Source organism: Actinoplanes sp. TFC3 (assembly GCF_001553785.1).
Taxonomy (GTDB): domain Bacteria; phylum Actinomycetota; class Actinomycetes; order Mycobacteriales; family Micromonosporaceae; genus Actinoplanes.
The window spans coordinates 2,155,561-2,174,503 of sequence record NZ_LOJP01000001.1; the positions used below are offsets into that span (position 1 = coordinate 2,155,561).

General features: G+C 67.9%; 17 protein-coding genes and 2 pseudogenes. 15 read left to right on the top strand and 4 right to left on the bottom strand.

Features of this window, described 5'->3' with window-relative positions; translation table 11 throughout:
• On the bottom strand, positions 1-915 hold a 915-nt coding region (locus tag TFC3_RS09875), incomplete at its 3' end, for a heme A synthase (RefSeq protein WP_236718052.1).
• Between the two features lie 149 nt (positions 916-1,064).
• On the opposite strand from TFC3_RS09875, the gene TFC3_RS09880 reads away from it, so the two are divergent.
• The 9 genes and pseudogenes from TFC3_RS09880 to TFC3_RS09920 all read left to right on the top strand — a co-directional run bounded on the left by TFC3_RS09880 (position 1,065) and on the right by TFC3_RS09920 (position 9,684).
• A complete protein-coding gene (locus TFC3_RS09880) occupies positions 1,065-1,796 on the top strand; it encodes a metalloregulator ArsR/SmtB family transcription factor (RefSeq protein ID WP_067506342.1) in 732 nt (243 codons plus the stop codon).
• Positions 1,793-3,214, top strand: coding sequence for a Fe-S cluster assembly protein SufB (gene sufB / locus TFC3_RS09885; protein ID WP_067498471.1), 1,422 nt, complete (start codon positions 1,793-1,795; stop codon positions 3,212-3,214). The genes TFC3_RS09880 and sufB overlap by 4 nt, the downstream gene beginning before the upstream one ends.
• Before the next feature lie 58 nt (positions 3,215-3,272).
• Positions 3,273-4,406 carry a Fe-S cluster assembly protein SufD gene (gene sufD, locus TFC3_RS09890; RefSeq protein ID WP_067498474.1) on the top strand — a complete coding sequence of 378 codons (1,134 nt, stop codon included), beginning with the start codon at positions 3,273-3,275 and terminating at the stop codon, positions 4,404-4,406.
• Between the two features lie 4 nt (positions 4,407-4,410).
• Positions 4,411-4,743 (top strand): non-heme iron oxygenase ferredoxin subunit, encoded by a 333-nt coding sequence (locus TFC3_RS09895; RefSeq protein ID WP_067498480.1) that lies wholly within the window; start codon positions 4,411-4,413, stop codon positions 4,741-4,743.
• Entirely contained in the window at positions 4,740-5,504 is a 765-nt protein-coding gene (gene sufC / locus TFC3_RS09900) for a Fe-S cluster assembly ATPase SufC (RefSeq protein WP_067498483.1), read from the top strand. The genes TFC3_RS09895 and sufC overlap by 4 nt, the downstream gene beginning before the upstream one ends.
• 2 nt (positions 5,505-5,506) lie before the next feature.
• On the top strand, positions 5,507-6,736 hold the full coding sequence (locus TFC3_RS09905; protein ID WP_067498485.1) for a cysteine desulfurase: 1,230 nt from the start codon (positions 5,507-5,509) through the stop codon (positions 6,734-6,736).
• Entirely contained in the window at positions 6,733-7,182 is a 450-nt protein-coding gene (gene sufU, locus TFC3_RS09910) for a Fe-S cluster assembly sulfur transfer protein SufU (protein WP_067506345.1), read from the top strand. The genes TFC3_RS09905 and sufU overlap by 4 nt, the downstream gene beginning before the upstream one ends.
• A 170-nt stretch (positions 7,183-7,352) precedes the next feature.
• Positions 7,353-7,739: pseudogene (locus TFC3_RS09915) on the top strand (metal-sulfur cluster assembly factor); the annotation flags it as partial.
• 586 nt (positions 7,740-8,325) lie between these two features.
• Positions 8,326-9,684: a M20/M25/M40 family metallo-hydrolase gene (locus TFC3_RS09920; RefSeq protein ID WP_067498489.1), complete on the top strand. Its 1,359-nt coding sequence runs from the start codon at positions 8,326-8,328 to the stop codon at positions 9,682-9,684.
• 58 nt (positions 9,685-9,742) lie between these two features.
• Here TFC3_RS09920 and TFC3_RS09925 read toward each other — a convergent pair whose 3' ends face one another.
• Complete coding sequence (locus TFC3_RS09925) at positions 9,743-10,507, bottom strand: DNA alkylation repair protein (RefSeq protein WP_082771950.1); 765 nt, start codon at positions 10,505-10,507, stop codon at positions 9,743-9,745.
• A gap of 30 nt (positions 10,508-10,537) precedes the next feature.
• On the opposite strand from TFC3_RS09925, the pseudogene TFC3_RS09930 reads away from it, so the two are divergent.
• Positions 10,538-11,187, top strand: a pseudogene (locus TFC3_RS09930) (acVLRF1 family peptidyl-tRNA hydrolase).
• Between the two features lie 48 nt (positions 11,188-11,235).
• Positions 11,236-11,928 (top strand): histidine phosphatase family protein, encoded by a 693-nt coding sequence (locus TFC3_RS09935; protein ID WP_067498491.1) that lies wholly within the window; start codon positions 11,236-11,238, stop codon positions 11,926-11,928.
• On the opposite strand, the gene TFC3_RS09940 is transcribed toward TFC3_RS09935, so the two are convergent.
• Together TFC3_RS09940 and TFC3_RS09945 are read right to left on the bottom strand one after the other, a co-directional pair.
• A complete protein-coding gene (locus TFC3_RS09940) occupies positions 11,917-12,510 on the bottom strand; it encodes a LysE family transporter (RefSeq protein ID WP_067498493.1) in 594 nt (197 codons plus the stop codon). The genes TFC3_RS09935 and TFC3_RS09940 overlap by 12 nt on opposite strands.
• Positions 12,511-12,667: 157 nt before the next feature.
• Positions 12,668-13,558 carry a neutral zinc metallopeptidase gene (locus tag TFC3_RS09945; protein WP_067498496.1) on the bottom strand — a complete coding sequence of 297 codons (891 nt, stop codon included), beginning with the start codon at positions 13,556-13,558 and terminating at the stop codon, positions 12,668-12,670.
• A gap of 203 nt (positions 13,559-13,761) precedes the next feature.
• Here TFC3_RS09945 and TFC3_RS09950 point away from each other — a divergent pair, with 203 nt between their 5' ends.
• The 4 genes from TFC3_RS09950 (at position 13,762) to TFC3_RS09965 (ending at position 18,899) form a co-directional block, all read left to right on the top strand.
• Entirely contained in the window at positions 13,762-15,366 is a 1,605-nt protein-coding gene (locus TFC3_RS09950) for an ABC-F family ATP-binding cassette domain-containing protein (protein WP_067498498.1), read from the top strand.
• Positions 15,367-15,867: 501 nt separating this feature from the next.
• On the top strand, positions 15,868-16,095 hold the full coding sequence (locus TFC3_RS09955; protein ID WP_015620263.1) for a helix-turn-helix domain-containing protein: 228 nt from the start codon (positions 15,868-15,870) through the stop codon (positions 16,093-16,095).
• On the top strand, positions 16,092-16,871 hold the full coding sequence (locus TFC3_RS09960; RefSeq protein ID WP_067498501.1) for an enoyl-CoA hydratase/isomerase family protein: 780 nt from the start codon (positions 16,092-16,094) through the stop codon (positions 16,869-16,871). The genes TFC3_RS09955 and TFC3_RS09960 overlap by 4 nt, the downstream gene beginning before the upstream one ends.
• A 96-nt stretch (positions 16,872-16,967) precedes the next feature.
• Positions 16,968-18,899: an ABC transporter ATP-binding protein gene (locus tag TFC3_RS09965; RefSeq protein ID WP_067498503.1), complete on the top strand. Its 1,932-nt coding sequence runs from the start codon at positions 16,968-16,970 to the stop codon at positions 18,897-18,899.
• Positions 18,900-18,943: the final 44 nt, after the last annotated feature.

The window sequence follows — 18,943 nt, forward strand, 5'->3', positions numbered from 1 at the left end:
CCCGGTGCCCGCTGCGACCGGCGCGGGGGAGCCGGTCGCAGCGGGCACCGGGCGCTCGCGGAGTTTCCACAGCACGTTCAGCGTGGCCGTCCAGACCAGCGCCGCACCCAGCAGGTGGCAGCCGACCAGGATGACCGGCAGGTGCGTGAAGTACTGCACGAAGCCGATCAGCCCCTGGCCCAGCTCCACCCCGATGAACAGGGCCGCCGCCTGGATTGCGGTGGCCGGGGCGCGCACGGCGCGCAACGCGAACCAGAGCGCCACGGACAGCCCGATGAGCAGGAAGACCAGGTCGGCGTGCACCTGGGAGATGGCGGCCGGGTCGAGGCCGTTGCGCTTGGCGCCCGCGTCGCCCGAGTGCGGCCCGCTGCCGGTCACGATCACGCCTGCCACGATCACGGCTGTCGAGGCCAGCGTGGTCAGCAGCGCCAGTTGGTGCAGGGGGCGGGGGACGAGCGGTCGTACCGGCTCATCTCCCTGCTTCACCCGCTGCCAGAGGGCGTACGTGATGGCAACGAGACCCATCGAGAGCAGGAAATGCAGCCCGACCACCCAGGGGTTGAGGTCCGTGAGGACCGTGATCCCGCCGATGACGCCCTGCCCGGGGATGCCCAGGCCGGCCGCGAGCGACAGCACGACCAGCGACTTGCGCCGGGGTTTCTGCAGGAGCGCCGAGACGAACGTGGCGAGCGCGATCAGGCCGAGCAGGATGCCCAGCACCCGGTTGCCGAACTCGATGACGCCGTAGACGCCCATCTCCGGGGTGGTCACATATGACGCGTCGGTGCACCGCGGCCAGGTCGGGCAGCCCAGCCCCGAACTGGTCAGCCGGACCGCCGCGCCGGTGACGACCAGCGCGATGTTGGCGATCAGGGACGCCAGGGCCAACCGTCGCAACAGGGTGGGACTGCTCACTCCGGGAATGCTACGCCCGATATTGATCTTGCAGCTCAGGGCCTCCACGGGGCGGTGTCCTGTATCACCGGGGTGCCGGTTTGCAGGGGCGCGCCGAAATACGTAACGTTGGCGTAGTGAAAAACGAGGTGATCGCGGGGAGCAGGCGGCTGGTCAATCCGGCCACCCGATCCCGCACACCTTCGACGGCCGCGGTTGACGGCCGCACTCGTGACCGGGTCGCCCAGTTGTTGTTTGACTGCGGTGGCGCGACCGCCGCCGAGCTGGGCGTCCAGCTGGGGCTGAGCCCGGCCGCCATCCGCAAGCACCTCGATGCGATGCTCGCCGAGCACCTCGTGGAGGCGCGCGAGATGCCGCAGCGCGGCCCGCGCGGCCGGGGACGTCCCGCTAAGCTGTTCGTGCTCACCGCCACCGCGCGCGAGGGCTTCCCGCACTTCTACGACGGCATCGCCACCGCGGCGCTGCGCTGGATCGCCGAGCACGGCGGTCGTGAGGCGGTCGACGCCTTCGCCGCCACCCAGGTCTCCGCGTTGGAGGAGCGCTGCCGGGCGGCGTTGCTCGAGGCGGGGGAGGACCCGATCGCGCGGGCCGAGGCTCTCGCCGAGGCCCTGACCGCCGAGGGCTACGCTGCCAACGCGACCACGATCGCCTCCGGTGGGCAGCTGTGCCAGCACCACTGCCCGGTGGCGCACGTGGCCGCCGAGTTCCCCCAGCTGTGCGACGCCGAGACCGCCGTCATCTCGCGGCTCATCGGCACCCACGTGCAGCGTCTTGCCACCATCGCGCACGGCGACGGGGTGTGCACCACGCACATTCCCGCTCCGCAGTGCGCGACCCCAGCACCAGTAACTCAAGTAACCACGGTTAGGACGGATAGATGACCGACCAGATCGTCACTCAGGAAGAGCACCTGGCCGCTCTTGGCAAGTACGAGTACGGCTGGGCCGACGCCGACGTCGCGGGTGCCGCCGCGCAGCGCGGTCTGTCCGAGGCCGTGGTGCGTGACATCTCGGCGAAGAAGAGCGAGCCGCAGTGGATGCTCGACCTTCGCCTCAAGGGCCTGCGCCTGTTCGGCCGCAAGCCCATGCCGAACTGGGGCGCCGACCTCACCGGCATCGACTTCCAGAACATCAAGTACTTCGTGCGCTCCACCGAGAAGCAGGCCCAGAGCTGGGAAGAGCTTCCCGAGGACATCAAGGCGACGTACGACCGGCTGGGCATCCCCGAGGCCGAGAAGCAGCGCCTCGTCGCCGGTGTCGCAGCCCAGTACGAGTCCGAGGTCGTCTACCACAAGATCCGTGATGACCTGGAGGAGCAGGGTGTCGTCTTCCTCGACACCGACACTGCCCTCAAGGAGCACGAGGACATCTTCAAGGAATACTTCGGCACGGTGATCCCGGTCGGCGACAACAAGTTCGCCGCGCTGAACACCTCCGTGTGGTCCGGTGGCTCGTTCATCTACGTGCCGAAGGGCGTGCACGTGGACATCCCGCTGCAGGCCTACTTCCGGATCAACACCGAGAACATGGGCCAGTTCGAGCGCACGCTGATCATCGCCGATGAGGGCAGCTACGTGCACTACGTCGAGGGCTGCACCGCACCGATCTACTCCTCGGACTCGCTGCACTCCGCGGTCGTCGAGATCGTCGTGAAGAAGAACGCCCGGGTGCGCTACACGACCATCCAGAACTGGTCGAACAACGTCTACAACCTGGTCACCAAGCGCGCCACCTGCGAAGAGGGCGCGACCATGGAGTGGATCGACGGCAACATCGGCTCCAAGGTGACGATGAAGTACCCCGCCGTCTACATGACCGGCGCGCACGCCAAGGGCGAGGTGCTCTCGATCGCGATGGCCGGCGAGGGTCAGCACCAGGACTCCGGCGCCAAGATGGTGCACGCCGCGCCGCACACCTCCTCGACGATCATCAGCAAGTCGATCGCCCGGGGTGGTGGCCGCACCTCCTACCGCGGTCTTGTGCAGGTGCTCGACGGCTCGCACCACAGCGCCAGCACGGTCAAGTGCGACGCGTTGCTGGTCGACACGATCTCGCGCTCGGACACGTACCCCTACGTGGACATCCGTGAGGACGACGTCAACATGGGCCACGAGGCGACCGTCTCCAAGGTCAGCGAGGACCAGCTCTTCTACCTGATGAGCCGGGGCCTGACCGAGGACGAGGCCATGGCGATGATCGTGCGCGGCTTCATCGAGCCGATCGCCAAGGAGCTTCCGATGGAATACGCCCTCGAACTCAACCGCCTCATCGAGCTGCAGATGGAGGGGGCTGTCGGCTGACGCCCCCTTGCCAGCGTTGTCCGGGTCGAGCTACGAGACGAAAACGAATTAGGACGAGATGACTACCGAGGCCATGGCACCGCCGAGCACCAAGTCGCAGGTGCTGCGCTCCTTCGACGTCACCGACTTCCCGGCCGTCACCGGCCTGGAGGAGGAGTGGCGCTTCACCCCGATCAAGCAGCTCGGCTCGCTGATCACGGCCACGTCGCTGGCCGGCACGGCCCCCGGGTTCGCCCCCGGTGACCTGCCGGCCGGCATCTCGGTGACCAGCGTCGAGGCCGGCAAGGTGGAGGACGTCCTCACCCCCTTCGACCGGATCAGCGCCCTGGCCTACGGCTCGGCCGCCGCTGTGACCCTGATCGACGTCACGGCGGACACCGTTACTGACGCTCCGGCCGTGATCCGCGTCGTCGGGCAGGGTAGCGAGGCCGCCGCCGCGCGCACCTACGTACGGGTTGGCAACTTCGCCAAGATCACCATCGTGCTGGAGCAGACCGGCACCGCCACGGTGGCCGACAACGTCGAGGTCGTGCTTGGCGACAGTGCGCAGCTGACCTTCGTCACCATCGCCGAGTGGGACAACGCGTCGGTGCAGGCCCAGCACATCAAGTTCCGGGTCGGCAAGGACTCCCGCGTGCAGCACGTGCAGGTCACGCTGGGCGGCGCATTGGTCCGCCAGTTCACCAGCGTCGAATACGCGGCCCGCGGCGGCGACGCCGAGCTGTGGGGCCTCTACTTCGCCGACGCCGGCCAGCACCAGGAGCACCGCCAACTGGTGGACCACGCCATCCCGGATTGCCGCAGCTACGTCGGCTACCGCGGCGCGCTGCAGGGCGCATCGGCGCACACCGTCTGGGTCGGCGACGTACTCATCCGCTCCGAGGCCACCGGCACGGACACCTACGAGATCAACCGCAACCTGGTGCTGACCGACGGCGCCCGCGCCGACTCGGTGCCCAACCTGGAGATCGAGACCGGCGAGATCGTCGGGGCCGGGCATGCCAGTGCGACCGGCCGCTTCGACGAGGAGCAGCTGTTCTACCTGATGGCCCGCGGCATCCCGGAGCGCGAGGCCCGCAAGCTGGTCGTGCGCGGCTTCTTCGCCGAGCTGATCAACAAGGTGCCCGTCGAGGAGCTGCGCGAGCGCCTCGGCGACGCCATCGAAGCCCGGCTCGCCAAGACCGGAGCCTGACCGCATGGGCTTCGAGCTGGTCGGCAGCGCTGCCGACGTGGCCAAGGGCACCGCGATCCAGACCGAGATCAACGGGGTCGAGGTCGCCGTGGTGCATGCCGACGACGACACCTTCTACGCCGTGCACGACGAGTGCAGCCACGCCGCGGTCGCCCTGTCCGAGGGTGAGATCGAGGGCTGCATGATCGAGTGCTGGCTGCACGGGTCCCGCTTCGACCTGCGCACCGGGGAGCCGTCCGGCCTGCCCGCCACCGAGCCGGTGGCGACCTTCCCCGTCGAGATCCGCGACGGCGACATCTACGTTTCGACCACACCCAGTAATGGAGTAGAACCGTGAGCACCCTGGAGATCCGCGACCTGCAGGTTTCGGTCAAGCTGCCCGATGGCGACCTGAAGCCGATTCTGGCCGGGGTCGACCTCACCGTGAAGTCGGGCGAGACCCACGCCATCATGGGCCCCAACGGCTCCGGCAAGTCGACCCTGGCGTACTCCATCGCCGGCCACCCGAAGTACGAGATCACCGGCGGACAGGTCACCCTGGATGGCGATGACGTGCTGGCCATGACGGTCGACGAGCGCGCCCGCGCCGGGCTGTTCCTGGCCATGCAGTACCCGGTCGAGGTGCCCGGTGTGTCGGTCGCCAACTTCCTGCGCACGGCCAAGACCGCCATCGACGGCGAAGCGCCGAAGCTGCGCACCTGGGCAGGCGAGCTGCGCACCGCGATGGAGCGCATCCAGATGGACCCGACGTTCGCCCAGCGCAATGTCAACGAGGGCTTCTCCGGCGGTGAGAAGAAGCGCCACGAGATCATGCAGCTTGAGCTGCTCAAGCCCAAGATGGCGATTCTCGACGAGACCGACTCCGGCCTCGACATCGACGCGCTGCGCGTGGTGAGCGAGGGCGTCAACCGGGTCCGTGCCACCGGCGAGACCGGCCTGCTGCTGATCACCCACTACACGCGGATCCTGCGCTACATCAAGCCGGACTACGTGCACGTCTTCGTCGCCGGCAAGATCGTCGAAGAGGGTGGCCCCGAGCTCGCCGAACAGCTGGAAGCCGAGGGCTACGAGCGCTACGTCGCAGGTGTGAAGGCCTGACGATGTCCTTCGACGTGGTCCGCGTCCGCGGCGACTTCCCCATTCTCAGCCGGGAGATCAACGGGCATCCGCTGGTCTACCTGGACAGCGCGAACACGTCGCAGAAGCCGCGCCAGGTGCTGGAAGCGATGAAGGTGCACCAGGAGCGGCACAACGGCAACGTGTCGCGCTCGGTGCACACTCTGGGCACCGAGTCGACCGAGGCGTACGAAGGCGCCCGCGCCACGGTCGCCACGTTCATCGGCGCGGCCAACCCGGACGAGGTGGTGTTCACCAAGAACTCCACCGAGGCCATCAACCTCGTCGCCTGGACGGCCGGGCAGTTCCTGTCGCTCGGCCCCGGCGACGAGATCGTGGTCTCGGAGATGGAACACCACTCCAACCTTGTGCCGTGGCAGCTGCTGTGCGAGCGCACCGGTGCCACCCTGCGCTGGTTCGGCGTCACCGACGAGGGCCGCCTCGACGAGTCCCAGCTCGACGAGCTGGTGAACGAGCGCACCAAGCTGGTGTCGGTCGTGCACATGTCAAACATCCTGGGCACGATCAACGATCCGGCGCGCCTCGTCGCCCGGGCCCGCGAAGTCGGCGCCCTCGTGATGCTCGACTGCTCGCAGTCGGTCCCGCATTTCGCGGTCGACGTGGCCGAGCTCGGCGTGGACTTCATCGCCTTCACCGGCCACAAGATGCTCGGCCCGACCGGCATCGGCGTGCTGTGGGGCCGCGCCGAGCTGCTTGAGCGGATGCCCCCGTTCCTGGCCGGCGGTTCCACCATCGAAACGGTGACCATGGGCGGCACCACGTTCGCGCCCCCGCCGGCCCGCTTCGAGGGCGGTACCCCGCCGATTACCGCCGCCATCGGTCTCGGCGCAGCGGTCGACTACCTGACGGCCCTGGGCATGGACGACATCCACCGCCACGAGCAGGACATCACCGCGTACGCCCTCAAGGCCCTCGCCGAGGTTCCGGGAGTGCGCATCTATGGCCCGGCCAGCCCGGAAGGCCGCGGCGGCACGGTGTCCTTCGGCGTCGATGGCGTGCACCCGCACGACGTCGGGCAGATTCTCGACGATCTCGGTGTTGAGGTACGGGTGGGCCACCACTGCGCACGACCGGTGTGCACACGGTTCGGAGTTCCGGCGATGACCCGGGCCTCGTTCTACCTCTACACGACGACCGACGAGATCGACGCCCTGGCGCGCGGTCTGGAGCAGGTGCGGAAGGTGTTCGCCTGATGATGGATCAGCTCTACCAGGAAATCATCCTGGACCATTACAAGCACCCGCACGGCCGCGGCCTGCGCGACCCGTTCGAGGGCGAAGCCCACCACGTCAATCCGACCTGCGGCGACGAGATCACCCTGCGCGTCCGCGACGATCTTTCCGACATCTCGTACGACGGACTGGGCTGCTCGATCAGCCAGGCATCCGCCTCCGTGCTGTACGAGCTGCTCAAGGGCCGCACGCCCGCCGAGGTCAACGAGATCCACGAAGCCTTCGTCGAGCTCATGCAGGGCCGCGGCCAGGTCGAACCCGACGAGGACGTCCTCGGCGACGGCATCGCCTTCGCCGGCGTGGCCAAATATCCGGCGCGCGTCAAGTGCGCCCTGCTGCCGTGGATGGCATTCAAGGACGCGGCCGCTCGCGCGGGCGTCAGCGTCAACCCGGAGGTAAAGGCATGACCGACCGAACCATCGAGGAAATCGCCGACACCGCGGCCGCCACAGCCGCGCCCGACGACGCCACCTCCCCGCTCTCCGACGACGCCACCCCGTCAGTCCTCACCGGCGGACCCGGCGTAGCCCCCGCTTCCACTTCCGCCACGTCCACGGCGGCTACGGGCTCGGTTGTTGCGGGCTCGGATGCGCCGGGTGCTGCGGGTTCTGCCGAGGCGGCACCGGCTGGAGGCGGCAAGAAGGCGTCGCTCGCGGACGTCGAAGAGGCGATGAAGGACGTCGTCGACCCCGAACTCGGCATCAACGTGGTCGACCTCGGCTTGGTCTACGGCACCTTCGTCGACGACGACAACGTGGTGACCATCGACATGACGCTCACGTCGGCGGCCTGCCCGCTCACCGACGTCATCGAGGACCAGACCCGTCAGGCCCTCACCACCGGCCCCGGCGGCGGCCTGGTCAACGACTTCCGCATCAACTGGGTCTGGCTCCCGCCGTGGGGCCCCGACAAAATCACCGACGACGGCCGCGAGCAACTGCGCGCCCTCGGCTTCAACGTCTGACCTGCAGCTCACGACCTGACGGGGTCATGCGGTCCTCCGGCCAGGCCGCGCGCTGCCGCAACAACTTGCGGCGGCGCACGGCTTGCCGCCAAGCCGTGCGCTGCTTGCGACCGGCGGTTCCTGAAGTCGCCCCCGGCCACTTGGGGCATGACCGGGGATGTGGGCGGGTCATGCGATGCCTGTCGTTTCTTGGGCTGGTGCAAGACCCGGAGTCCGCTGTAGACGTTGTCCGGTGGGAGCCGCGTCCCCCGCAAGCGGGGCTGGACAGGAAGAAGCGGCACTGATCAACCGCGGCGTTCAGCCCGCGCACAGCCGCCGAAGGCACCTGGTGAGGTGTGCAGCCAGGCTCACAGAACAAACCCCCAGCGATCAAGCGTCGATAGAAAGCCGCATCGAATGACTCCCCGTAGTCCATTCGTAGCGCTAAGCTCCAGGGGTTAGCCAGCAAGCCGCTTCCCGAAACCAAGCCATGTGGTTCAGGACCATAAAACCGAAGACCTTGCTCACAGGTACAAAGAACCGCCGGGTGTTGCCGCACCCGGCGGTTCCGTTTTCTCAGGGGCGGGGTGAGGCGGAAGATGGGGTCATGATCCCGCCGGTGGAGAAGTTACGGGCATTGCTGCGCATTCCCACTGTCTCCACGCGGGACCTTGCTGACTGGGACCACGCAGCCTTCGATGCCTTCCTCGACATGCTGCGCGAACAGTTCCCCCTGCTGCATGAACGCCTGCCACCGACCCGCATCGGCCGCCATGGCCTGCTCTTCCACTGGCCAGCACGATCCGCGACCCAGCCAGCCGACGAGGCCGGCTCGGCCGAAACAACAACCTCAGCGAAGCCCGTCGTCCTCATGGCGCACATTGATGTCGTACCCGTGGAGGGGGCCTGGACCCACCCGCCCTTCGGCGCGGTGCTCGAGGACGGGGTGATTTGGGGGCGCGGCACCCTCGACTGCAAGGGCAGCCTGGTCGCCATCTGCCAGGCGGTGGAGGATCTGCTGACCGCCGACTATGTGCCCGCCCAGGACATCTGGCTCTCGTTCGGGTGCGATGAGGAGATCGCGGGGGAGGCGGCACCGCTGGCGGTGGAGGAGTTGCGCCGGCGTGGGGTGCGACCGTGGTTCGTGCTGGATGAGGGTGGCGCTGTGGCGTACGGCGTCCTGCCCGGTGTTTCGAAACCCATAGCGGCCATTGGCGTCACCGAGAAAGGGTTGACCTCGCTCGAACTGTCCGCGACCGGGCGGGGTGGGCACGCGTCGACCCCCGCCCGTAACGGGCCGACTGCGCGGCTGGCGCGGGCGGTCACCCGGTTGGATCGCACGTCGATGCCGGCTCGGATTCCGGAGGCCACCGTGGAGTTGTTCCGCCGCGCGGCTCCGCATGCTGCGCTTCCTTTGCGGTACGCCCTCAGTGCCGCCGCCACCTTCCGTCCCGCCCTCACCCGCCTGTTGCTGGCCGCCGGGCCGGAAGCTGCCGCGATGGTACGGACCACGTTCGCCATCACCACGTTGCGCGGATCGCCGGCGTTGAACGTCATTGCCTCCACGGCGACCGCAGGCGTCAACATTCGCATTCTGCTCGGCGACACCGTGGCCGGCGTACTCGCCCATGTACGCAAAGCGGTGAACGACAAGCAGGTCAGCATCCGCGTCGTCGAGCAGGGCGAGCCATCCCCGTCTTCTCCGCTCGACGACGCCTTCCAGTTGATCGAGGCAATCACCGCCGAGCATTTTCCCGAGGCGTTGACGTCGCCGTACGTGATGATGGCCGCCACCGACGCCCGGCACTTCACCACCATCTGCGAGCGGGTCTACCGTTTCACCCCGTTCGTTATGACCCGGGCCCAGCGCGAGGCCATCCACGCCCACGACGAGCACATCACCGTGGACGCCTTCCTCGCCGGCATCGGCTGGTACCGGACCCTCATCGAGAGGCTGCCGGCATGATCGATTCGAGAGAATGCCGGCATGCCACCATTCACGGCTCGGCGAGCGACTGCCTGCTCTACCTCTTCGGGCGCACCAGCGCTGCGAGCGTCGAAGGCGACGAGACGGTAGTGGCCGACCTGGGGAACTGGTCCTCACCAGAGAGGTGCTTCGCCGCCTCGCGGACCGACAACGGCGACAACTCCGAGCGGTGCGTAGCCAGGTAACTCCGTACCGCGTTGGGGTCGGTCCGCGCGTACTGCCGCAGCGCCCACCCAATCGCCTTGCGTACAAAGAAGTCCGGGTGCGCCGCCTGCCGGGTGCAGTAGCCGAACAGCCGGTCCCGATCAGTCTCCGCGCCGTAGTGCAGCTGGTGCAGTATGGCCGTACGGATAATCCAGAGGTTGTCGTCTTCCAGCCATTGATCCATGGTTGTCGTCAACGTCGGATGCCGGCGCACCAACGGCCCGACGACGCGTGCAGCCAGCGCATCAACGGTGTCCCACCAGGACTTGGTGGTGATCAGGGTGCGGGCCACGGCAAGGAAGTCCGGCCCCGGCACCTTCACGTGTGTCCGCAACAGATCACACGCGAAGTACTGGTATTCGCGCTCGGGCAACTCCCAGCACGCCAGCGCAACGTCGCGGAGGTCATCCTCGCCGGGCTTCGGCACACCCGCCAGCATGCTGCGAGCCAGCGCCCGCTGCGTCGCGGCCGGAAACCCCAGAAAAGCAAACTGATCCCGCATGTACGCAGCAGCGTGAACGGCCCGCTCAGGGTCACGAGCCGCGTCGTACGTCCGGACCAACCTCGGCACAACGCCGGCCGCCCACGTTCCGGTCATGCCGCGATCATCCCACCGTAAGCTGACCCCATGAGCGCGCGACCCGCAGCCGGCGGCGGACGATGGGTCGACGTCGCCCCGGAACGCCTGCCACGCTGGCTCGAAAACTTCGCCCCCCGCCACGGCGGCTGCACAACCCAAGGCTTGATCGTCACCGGTACGGACAAAGCAACCGCCGAGCTTTCCGCCCCACCCGGCGCCCCCACCCCGTGCCCACCCCCGCCGACCTGCCCGAACTCACCACCGTCGCCACAGAACCCCGCCGCCTCGGCCTTCTGCTCGCCCGCAAGGGAGCCGTAGCCGTAGGAATCGCGGACGGCCCCGACCTTGTCACCTCCAAGGTCGACACCCACTACGTCCAGGGCCGAACCGCGGCAGGCGGCTGGTCCCAGCAACGCTTCGCCCGCCGCCGCGACAACCAAGCCAAGGCGGCAACCGCCGACGGCGCAGCCATTGCGGGCCGCATCCTGCTCCCCTCGGTACGGACGCTCGACGCCCTGGTCACGGGCGGTGATCGGGCCGCCGTTGACGCGATCCTGGAAGTGCCTCAGCTTGCGCCCCTGCTGGCGCTGCGCCACGAGCGCTTCCTCGACGTACCGGAACCGCGTCGAGCTGTGCTGGAAGAGGCCGTTACGCAGGCCCGCGCCATCCGCATCCTGATCCGCGACAGCCCGGCTTGAGGCGCGCGCCGCAGCCGCGTACCCGAACCCCGCGATAAAGTCGCGATCATGGGTGTGGTTGCCGAGCTGATCCTGATCCGACACGGCCAGAGCGCCTCCAACGTGGCGTTCCCCCGGGCGGATGCCGCCGGCCTGGCCGATTCCGGGCTGACCGGCCGTGACACCGACGTCGAACTCACCGAGGTAGGCGTCGAGCAGGCCCAGGCGGTCGGCCAGTGGCTGGCCGGCCTGCCCACCGACCTCATTCCGCAGGTGGTGATCACATCCCCGTACCTGCGAGCGAGGGAGACCTGGCGCATCGCGGCGGAGACTTCCGGGCTGTCGTTTCCTTCTCCGCAGACCGATGACCGGCTGGTCGACCGGCTGCTCGGAGACCTGGAGATGATGACCCGCGCCGCGATCGCCGAGCGTTTTCCGGGTGAGCCTGAACGGCTGCAAGAGGCGGGTCCGTGGCACTACCAGCCGCCGAACGGGGAAACGTTCGCTGACATCGCCGTACGGTTGCAGTCGTTCCTGGATGATCTGAACCGCGCTCATGCGGGCGAGCGGGTCGTGGTGGTTGCGCATGATGCCGTGGTGATGATGATGCGGTACGTGGTGGAGCACCTGGATTGGCCCGGTATTCAAGCCGTCGCCGCGCAGGGTGGCGTGCCGAACGCGTCGATCACCCGGTTCGACGGGCGCTCGGGCGAACTCGTGCTCGACACGTACACCTCGGTCAAGCATCTGTCAGAGCATTAGGCCCACAGCCAGCGCCACGATCACCGCGCTGGAACCCAGGGCGGTGATCATCTTGGCCTTCGGGCTGGTCAGGTACCGGCCGGCCAGGGCGCCGCTGGCTGCGATGACCAGTTGCCAGCTTGCCGACGCCAGGAACGCGCCCACCACGAACCACAGCCCGCCACCTTCGCCGCCCCGGCCGAGCACCAGGGCAGCGAAGTACGCGATGGTCGCGGGGTTGAGCAAAGTCAATCCGAGAACGCCGAGGTACGCCCCCAGCGGCGTAGTCCGGCCAAGTCGCCGATCCACCGAAGCAGCCGAGCGCGCCGACCAGGCGATCCGCGCGGCCATCACCATGAGGACCGCAGCTCCGGCCCAGCGCAGGGGAGTGGCAACCGGCTCGATCACCCCGGCAATCGCCGCGCCCCCGAGGACAGCGAGCGCGGCATACACCAGGTCAGCGGTCGCGGCCCCCATCCCGGCGGCCGCGCCTACCCACAACGATTCCCGAGCGCTGAGCCCGGCGATGAGCACCGCGATGGGCCCGACCGGCAGGGCAACCCCATAACCGGCGACCACCCCCGACACCAGAGCCGAGATCATGACACTGGTACGGACACCGCCCGGTCATCAAGCACCGGCTGCTGCCCCGCGCCCCACCCAGTGACGACGCGACCAGAACCCCGGAGTTTCCCCAGCCCAAGCATGCCGTCATCGTGTCGGCGTGCCGCCGCGCCCGCCACCGCTTTTTTCAACCGCCCTACGAAACCGCCCCGGCCGCGAAGGTGTCACAGTTCTGCGGGTTGCCGCTGTTGTAGCCCTCGCTGAACCACTTCTGGCGCTGCGCGCTCGTGCCATGGGTGAATTCCGCCGGGTTGACAGTGCCGCCGGACTTCTTCTGCAGGGTGTCGTCGCCGATCTGACCGGCCGTCTGGATGCCCTGCTGGATGTCCTCGGTGGTGATGCTGGTGAAGATCTTCTGGCCGCTGCCATCGTCGGTGCCGGTGGCGTTCTTGGCCCAGGCGCCCGCGTAGCAGTCCGCCTGCAGCTCGACCTTCACCGACGTCTGGTTGTTCTGCGCGTTGACCTTGCCGGCCAGGTCCTGGATGTGGTGCCCGTACTCGTGGGCCAGCACGTAGGGCTGGGCGAACTCGCCCGGCGCGCCAAGCTGCTGCGACAGCACCTGGTAGAAGGTCAGATCGATGTAGACCTTGTCGTCGGCGGGGCAGTAGAACGGCCCAACGCCGGAGTCCGCGGCGCCGCAACCCGTGTTCACCCGGTTGGAGAAGAACTCGGTCGTCGAGGGCTCGTACTGGCCCTTGAAGTATTGCGGGTACGCGTCCTTCCAGTAGTCCTGGATCGAGTTCACGTAGAGCGCGTTGCGGCATTCCAGCTTGTCGAGCTTGCCGGCCTGCGAGCACTGCTGGGCCAGCGTCTTGTTGTCGCCAGTCTGCGTCGAGCCGCCGCCGCCCCCCAGGTTGTTGATCCCGAAGTAGCCGCCAACCAGCGCGATAAGCACCGTGACGATGATCCCCGTCAGGCCGCCGCCACCGATCGGCAATCCGCCGATCCCGCCGCCACCGCCGCCACCCGAGGAACGCTCGTCGTCGATCTGGCTGGTGTCGATCCGTGCGTTCTCGTTAAGTTCCATCCAGTCCCCCCGGGCGTGTGTGCGGCGATTACCCGATGATCTTGCGACTTAATCGGGTGGGAGGTGTCCTGAGGCGCCCGGTACAATTGGCGCGTGCTGCTCTGCGAAGGCTGACCTGCCCCGCCCCGCCTGGCTCAACCACCTGCCAGACGGGGCTTCCGTGTGCCTGAGCCAGCGTTCCTCCCGAGAGCGAGAAACTTTCCGTGATTACCGCCACCGGACTCGAACTGCGCGCCGGTTCCCGCATCCTGATCTCCCCGACCACGCTGCGGGTGCAGCCCGGCGACCGGATCGGCCTGGTGGGGCGCAACGGCGCCGGCAAGACCACCACCCTCAAGGTCCTGGCCGGTGAGGGGCAGCCCTACGCGGGTTCCGTGGAGACCACCAGCGAGGTCGGGTATCTGCCGCAGGACCCGCGAACGGGTGACCTCAACGTCACCGGGCGCGATCGCGTGCTGTCGGCCCGCGGGCTCGACGTCATCCTCAGCGAGATGCAGAAGCTGGAGATCAAACTCGAGGAAAGTGCCGACGACAAACTGGTACGCCGGTACGGCATCCTCGAGGACCAGTTCGCCGCGCTCGGCGGATACGCGGCCGAGTCCGAAGCGGCCCGGATCTGCGCCAACCTCGGCCTGCCCGACCGCGCCCTCGCCCAGACCATCGGCACCCTGTCCGGTGGTCAGCGCCGCCGCATCGAGCTCGCCCGCATCCTGTTCGCCAACTCCGGGCAGAACGGCAAGGGCATCCTGCTGCTCGACGAGCCGACCAACCACCTCGACCAGGACTCCATCGCCTGGCTGCGTGGCTACATGGCCCAGCACAAGGGCGGCCTGGTGGTGATCAGCCACGACGTCGACCTGCTCGAGGCCGCTGTCAACAAGGTCTGGTACCTCGACGCCAACCGCTCGGTCGTCGACATGTACAACGTGGGCTGGAAGAAGTACCAGGAGCAGCGCGAGACCGACGAGCGCCGCCGCCGCCGCGAGCGCGCCAACGCCGAGAAGAAGGCCGGCGCCCTGATGGCGCAGGCCGACAAGATGCGCGCGAAGGCCACCAAGACGGTTGCTGCACAGAACATGGCCCGCCGCGCTGAGAAGCTGCTCGGTGGCCTGGAGGACGTGCGCACCTCCGACCGGGTGGCCAAGGTGCGCTTCCCGAACCCGGCGCCGTGCGGCAAGACCCCGCTGACCGCGGCGGGGCTGTCGAAGTCCTACGGCTCACTCGAGATTTTCACCGATGTCAACGTGGCGGTCGACCGCGGCTCCCGGGTCGCGATCCTGGGCCTCAACGGCGCCGGCAAGACCACACTGCTGCGCATGCTGGGTGGTCTGCTTCAGCCCGACACCGGAGAGGTACGTCCAGGGCACGGCCTGCGCCTCGGCTACTACGCCCAGGAGCACGAGACGCTTGACGTGGACCGCACGATCCTCGAGCACATGCGCAGTGCCGCGGCCGAGCAGACCGACACTGAGCTGCGCAAGATCCTGGGTGCGTTCCTGTTCTCCGGTGACGACGTGGACAAGCCGGCGGGCGTGTTGTCCGGTGGCGAGAAGACCCGGCTCGCGTTGGCCACGCTGGTCTGCTCCGGGGCCAACGTGCTGCTGCTCGACGAGCCGACGAACAACCTCGACCCGGTCAGCCGCGAGCAGGTGCTGGACGCGATCGCCAACTACCCGGGCGCCATCGTGCTGGTCACCCACGACGCCGGAGCCGTGCAGGCGCTCAAGCCGGACCGGGCGATCTTGCTGCCCGACGGCGACGAGGACGCGTGGAGCGACGACCTGCTGGAGCTCGTCGAGCTGGCCTGAGGTCCGCAGGGCCGGTCAGCGGGCGAGATCCAGAATCATCGACATCGTCAGTTGTCAACTGGTGCCCACACAGACAGTGCGACTTCTGCCCGGCACTGGTCACTGAGCTACTGGGATCGGGCGTATGGCCAGCGGTGCCGGATGCCCGATCGGGCATTTGACCGAGCCCCGCCGTAGGGATCCGGTGCACGCTGAGTGACATCGTTGTCGGCGTTTCCGTTAGATGATGTTTGTGCAGGTCATCCGCCCGTGATCCACGACCGATCCGGGGGAATTCACCGATCGGGTGAGCGCTCACATATCGTTGTCCTCGATGGCTTATTGCGCCCGATCGGACTCGTCCGGCAACTGTCTGACATTGATGGCAGTGGTCATCGTCGGGTTCCTGACACCGATAAACGGGCACGTCTACTAAGCCGGGATGCCTAGCGCATGATCGTTGAAGGCGGTCTAATAGGTGTGACCGTATCGAACCGCACAGGTGGGACGTGAGGATTCAACATGGCAGCCACAGGCACAGCCACGAGCACTGAGAAGGGTCGTCGAATCGTCGGAAGCGAGCGGCAGACGCTCGCCAAGGACCTGGTGAAGCGTTACACCTCCGGAGAGAGCATTCGCGCGCTTGCCGCATCGACCGGACGGTCGTACGGATTTGTGCACCGGGTGCTCACCGAGTCGGGCGTTCAGCTCCGGCAGCGGGGCGGTGCCCGCCGCCGTAAGAAGGCGTGACGACCAGCGCAGCCTCCACATTCGAGGCCGGTGTCCGGTACGCGCAGGACGGGCCGGTAGCGTCGGTGACGTTGAGCCGGCCCGACGTCCTCAATGCGCAGACACCGGCCATGTGGGCAGAGCTGGGCAACATTTCGCGGAAATTGCCGGGCGACGTACGAGTCGTCATTGTCCGCGGTGCGGGACGCGCTTTTTCCGCCGGACTCGACTTGTCGGTGGCACGCGGCGATGGCGATTCCTCGTTGTCTCAACTAGCGCGGTTGCCGGAGCCGGAGTGCGCGGAACGCATTGCGTCGTTCCAGGATGCATTCACGTGGTTACGCCGGCCCTCTCTCATCACCATCGCCGCGGTGCACGGACACGCGATCGGCGCCGGTTTTCAACTCGCACTGAACTGCGACCTGAGAGTGCTCACCGATGACGCAAAGTTCTCGATGGCCGAAGTAACTCTTGGATTGGTACCCGATCTCGGCGGCACGAAACGGCTGACCGATCTCGTCGGAGCCTCCCGAGCCCTGGAGATCTGCCTCACCGGGCGCCGCGTGGCCGCCGACGAGGCCGAGCGGATCGGACTGGCCACCGCGGTGGTGGCCCCGGGCGACCTGGACGCCGCCGTGCACGACCTCACCGCCGCCGTACTGGCTGCCCCCGCCGGTGCCGCCGCCGAAATCAAGGCCCTGCTGGCCGGTGCGGCCACCCGCACCTACGAGCAGCAGGACCGAGCCGAACGCGAGGCGCAGACCCGGCGCCTGCGCGATCTGGCCGGCCTCGAATAAAGGAACAACCCGCAGCGCGGAAAAGTTGTCATACCCGGCGGGCACACTGATGCCCGCCGAGTTCGACGCTGCGGGGGAGATGAACGCATGGGACCCATGTCCGGCGGATCCAGCTGGAGCATGCTGCGCTCGATCCAGAATTCCGAGAAGGTCACGCAGCACCGGCTGACCCGCGGCACCACCCGGCGCATCCTGCGTTTCGCCAGGCCCTACCGGCGTGACATCGCGGTTTTCCTGGTCACCGTCGTGGTGTCGGCAGGCATCGGCGTGGCCACCCCGGTGCTCGCCGGGCACGTCATCAACGCCATCACCGGCGCGGGCTCGGACGCCGCGGCCACGATCATCCGGCTGGCCCTGCTGATCGCCGGGCTGGCCGTGGCCGACGCGCTGCTGTCGCTGGCCCAGCGGTGGTATTCGGCGCGCATCGGCGAGGGCATCATCCTCGACCTGCGCACCCGGGTGTTCGACCACGTGCAGCGCATGCCCCTGCAGTTCTTCACCCGCACCCAGACCGGAGCCCTGGTCAGCCGGCTCAACAACGACGTCACGGGGGCGCAGCGCGCGTTCACCTCCACGCTGTCCGGCGTGGTCAGCAACGTGATCCAGCTCGTGCTCACCGCCGCCGTCATGTTCAGCCTGTCTTGGCAGATCACCGTGCTGTCGCTGGTGCTGCTTCCGCTGTTCATCATCCCGGCGCGCCGGGTCGGCAAGAAGCTGGCCGAGATCACCCGCGAGTCCTACAACCTCGACGCGGCCATGAACGCCACCATGACCGAGCGCTTCAACGTCTCCGGCGCCCTGCTGGTCAAGCTGTTCGGCCGCCCCGACGCCGAGGCGGACCGCTTCGGCGAACGCGCCAGCCGGGTGCGTGACATCGGTGTGCAGCAGGCCATGTTCTCCCGCACGTTCTTCGTCGCGATGCTGCTGGTCGCCTCGCTTGCCCAGGCCCTCACGTACGGCTTGGGCGGCTGGCTCGCGGTCACCGGCAGCGTCACCGCCGGCACAGTCGTCACCTTGGCGCTGCTACTCACCCGCCTCTATGGTCCGCTGACCGCCCTGAGCAACGTCCGCGTCGACGTGATGAGCGCTCTGGTGTCCTTCGACCGCGTCTTCGAGGTGCTCGACCTCAAGCCCGGCATCGCGGAGAAACCGGACGCCGTGGCCATCGCCCCCGGCTCGGGCCGCATCGATTTCCGCGACGTGCACTTCCGCTACCCCAGCGCCAACGAAGTCTCCCTGGCCACCCTCGAGGACGTGGCCGCGCTCGACCGCACCGAGAACGCCGCGGTGCTGCGCGGCGTCAACTTCACCGTGGAACCGGGCCAGATGGTCGCCCTGGTCGGCCCCTCCGGAGCCGGCAAGTCCACCACGTCCATGCTGGTGTCCCGCGTCTACGACGTGACCGAGGGCGCGGTGAGGATCGGCGGCGTGGATGTGCGCGACGCCACCCTCGACTCTCTGCGCGACACCATCGGCGTGGTCACCCAGGACTCCCACCTGTTCCACGAAACCATCGCCGAAAACCTGCGCTACGCCCGCCCGGGCGCCACCGACGACGAGATGTGGGAGGCGCTGCGCGGGGCCCAGGTGGCTGATCTCGTACGGTCCCTGCCCGAGCAACTCGACACGGTGGTCGGCGAACGCGGTTACCGCTTCTCCGGCGGCGAGAAACAACGCATCGCCATCGCCCGCCTCCTGCTCAAGCACCCTTCCATCGTCATCCTCGACGAAGCAACAGCCCACCTCGACAGCGAATCCGAAGCCGCCGTCCAACGCGCCCTCACCACCGCCCTCAAGGACCGCACAGCCCTGGTGATCGCCCACCGCCTCTCCACCGTCCGGGAAGCCGACCTCATCCTGGTCCTCGACGACGGCCGCATCGTCGAACGCGGCCGCCACGACGAGCTGGTAGCCGCGGGCGGGCTGTACGCCGAGCTCTACCGAACCCAGTTCGCCGACGTCCGCCCCCTGATCGCCGCCGACGTCGAGCCGGTCATCATCGCCGTCCCGGAGCGCATCGAGCCCTGAGCCGGTCCCAAGAGCGCGCCGACCAGCAACAGGCCGATCGGCAG

Bases quoted from the DNA above. Each gene is read 5' to 3' on its own strand.
- TFC3_RS09935 (WP_067498491.1), top strand. From the start codon at position 11,236: ATGGGTGTGGTTGCCGAGCTGATCCTGATCCGACACGGCCAGAGCGCC.
- TFC3_RS09940 (WP_067498493.1), bottom strand. From the start codon at position 12,510: ATGATCTCGGCTCTGGTGTCGGGGGTGGTCGCCGGTTATGGGGTTGCC.
- TFC3_RS09895 (WP_067498480.1), top strand. From the start codon at position 4,411: ATGGGCTTCGAGCTGGTCGGCAGCGCTGCCGACGTGGCCAAGGGCACC.
- sufD (WP_067498474.1), top strand. From the start codon at position 3,273: ATGACTACCGAGGCCATGGCACCGCCGAGCACCAAGTCGCAGGTGCTG.
- TFC3_RS09955 (WP_015620263.1), top strand. From the start codon at position 15,868: ATGGCAGCCACAGGCACAGCCACGAGCACTGAGAAGGGTCGTCGAATC.
- sufB (WP_067498471.1), top strand. From the start codon at position 1,793: ATGACCGACCAGATCGTCACTCAGGAAGAGCACCTGGCCGCTCTTGGC.
- TFC3_RS09925 (WP_082771950.1), bottom strand. From the start codon at position 10,507: ATGACCGGAACGTGGGCGGCCGGCGTTGTGCCGAGGTTGGTCCGGACG.
- TFC3_RS09945 (WP_067498496.1), bottom strand. From the start codon at position 13,558: ATGGAACTTAACGAGAACGCACGGATCGACACCAGCCAGATCGACGAC.
- TFC3_RS09965 (WP_067498503.1), top strand. From the start codon at position 16,968: ATGTCCGGCGGATCCAGCTGGAGCATGCTGCGCTCGATCCAGAATTCC.
- TFC3_RS09920 (WP_067498489.1), top strand. From the start codon at position 8,326: ATGATCCCGCCGGTGGAGAAGTTACGGGCATTGCTGCGCATTCCCACT.
- TFC3_RS09905 (WP_067498485.1), top strand. From the start codon at position 5,507: ATGTCCTTCGACGTGGTCCGCGTCCGCGGCGACTTCCCCATTCTCAGC.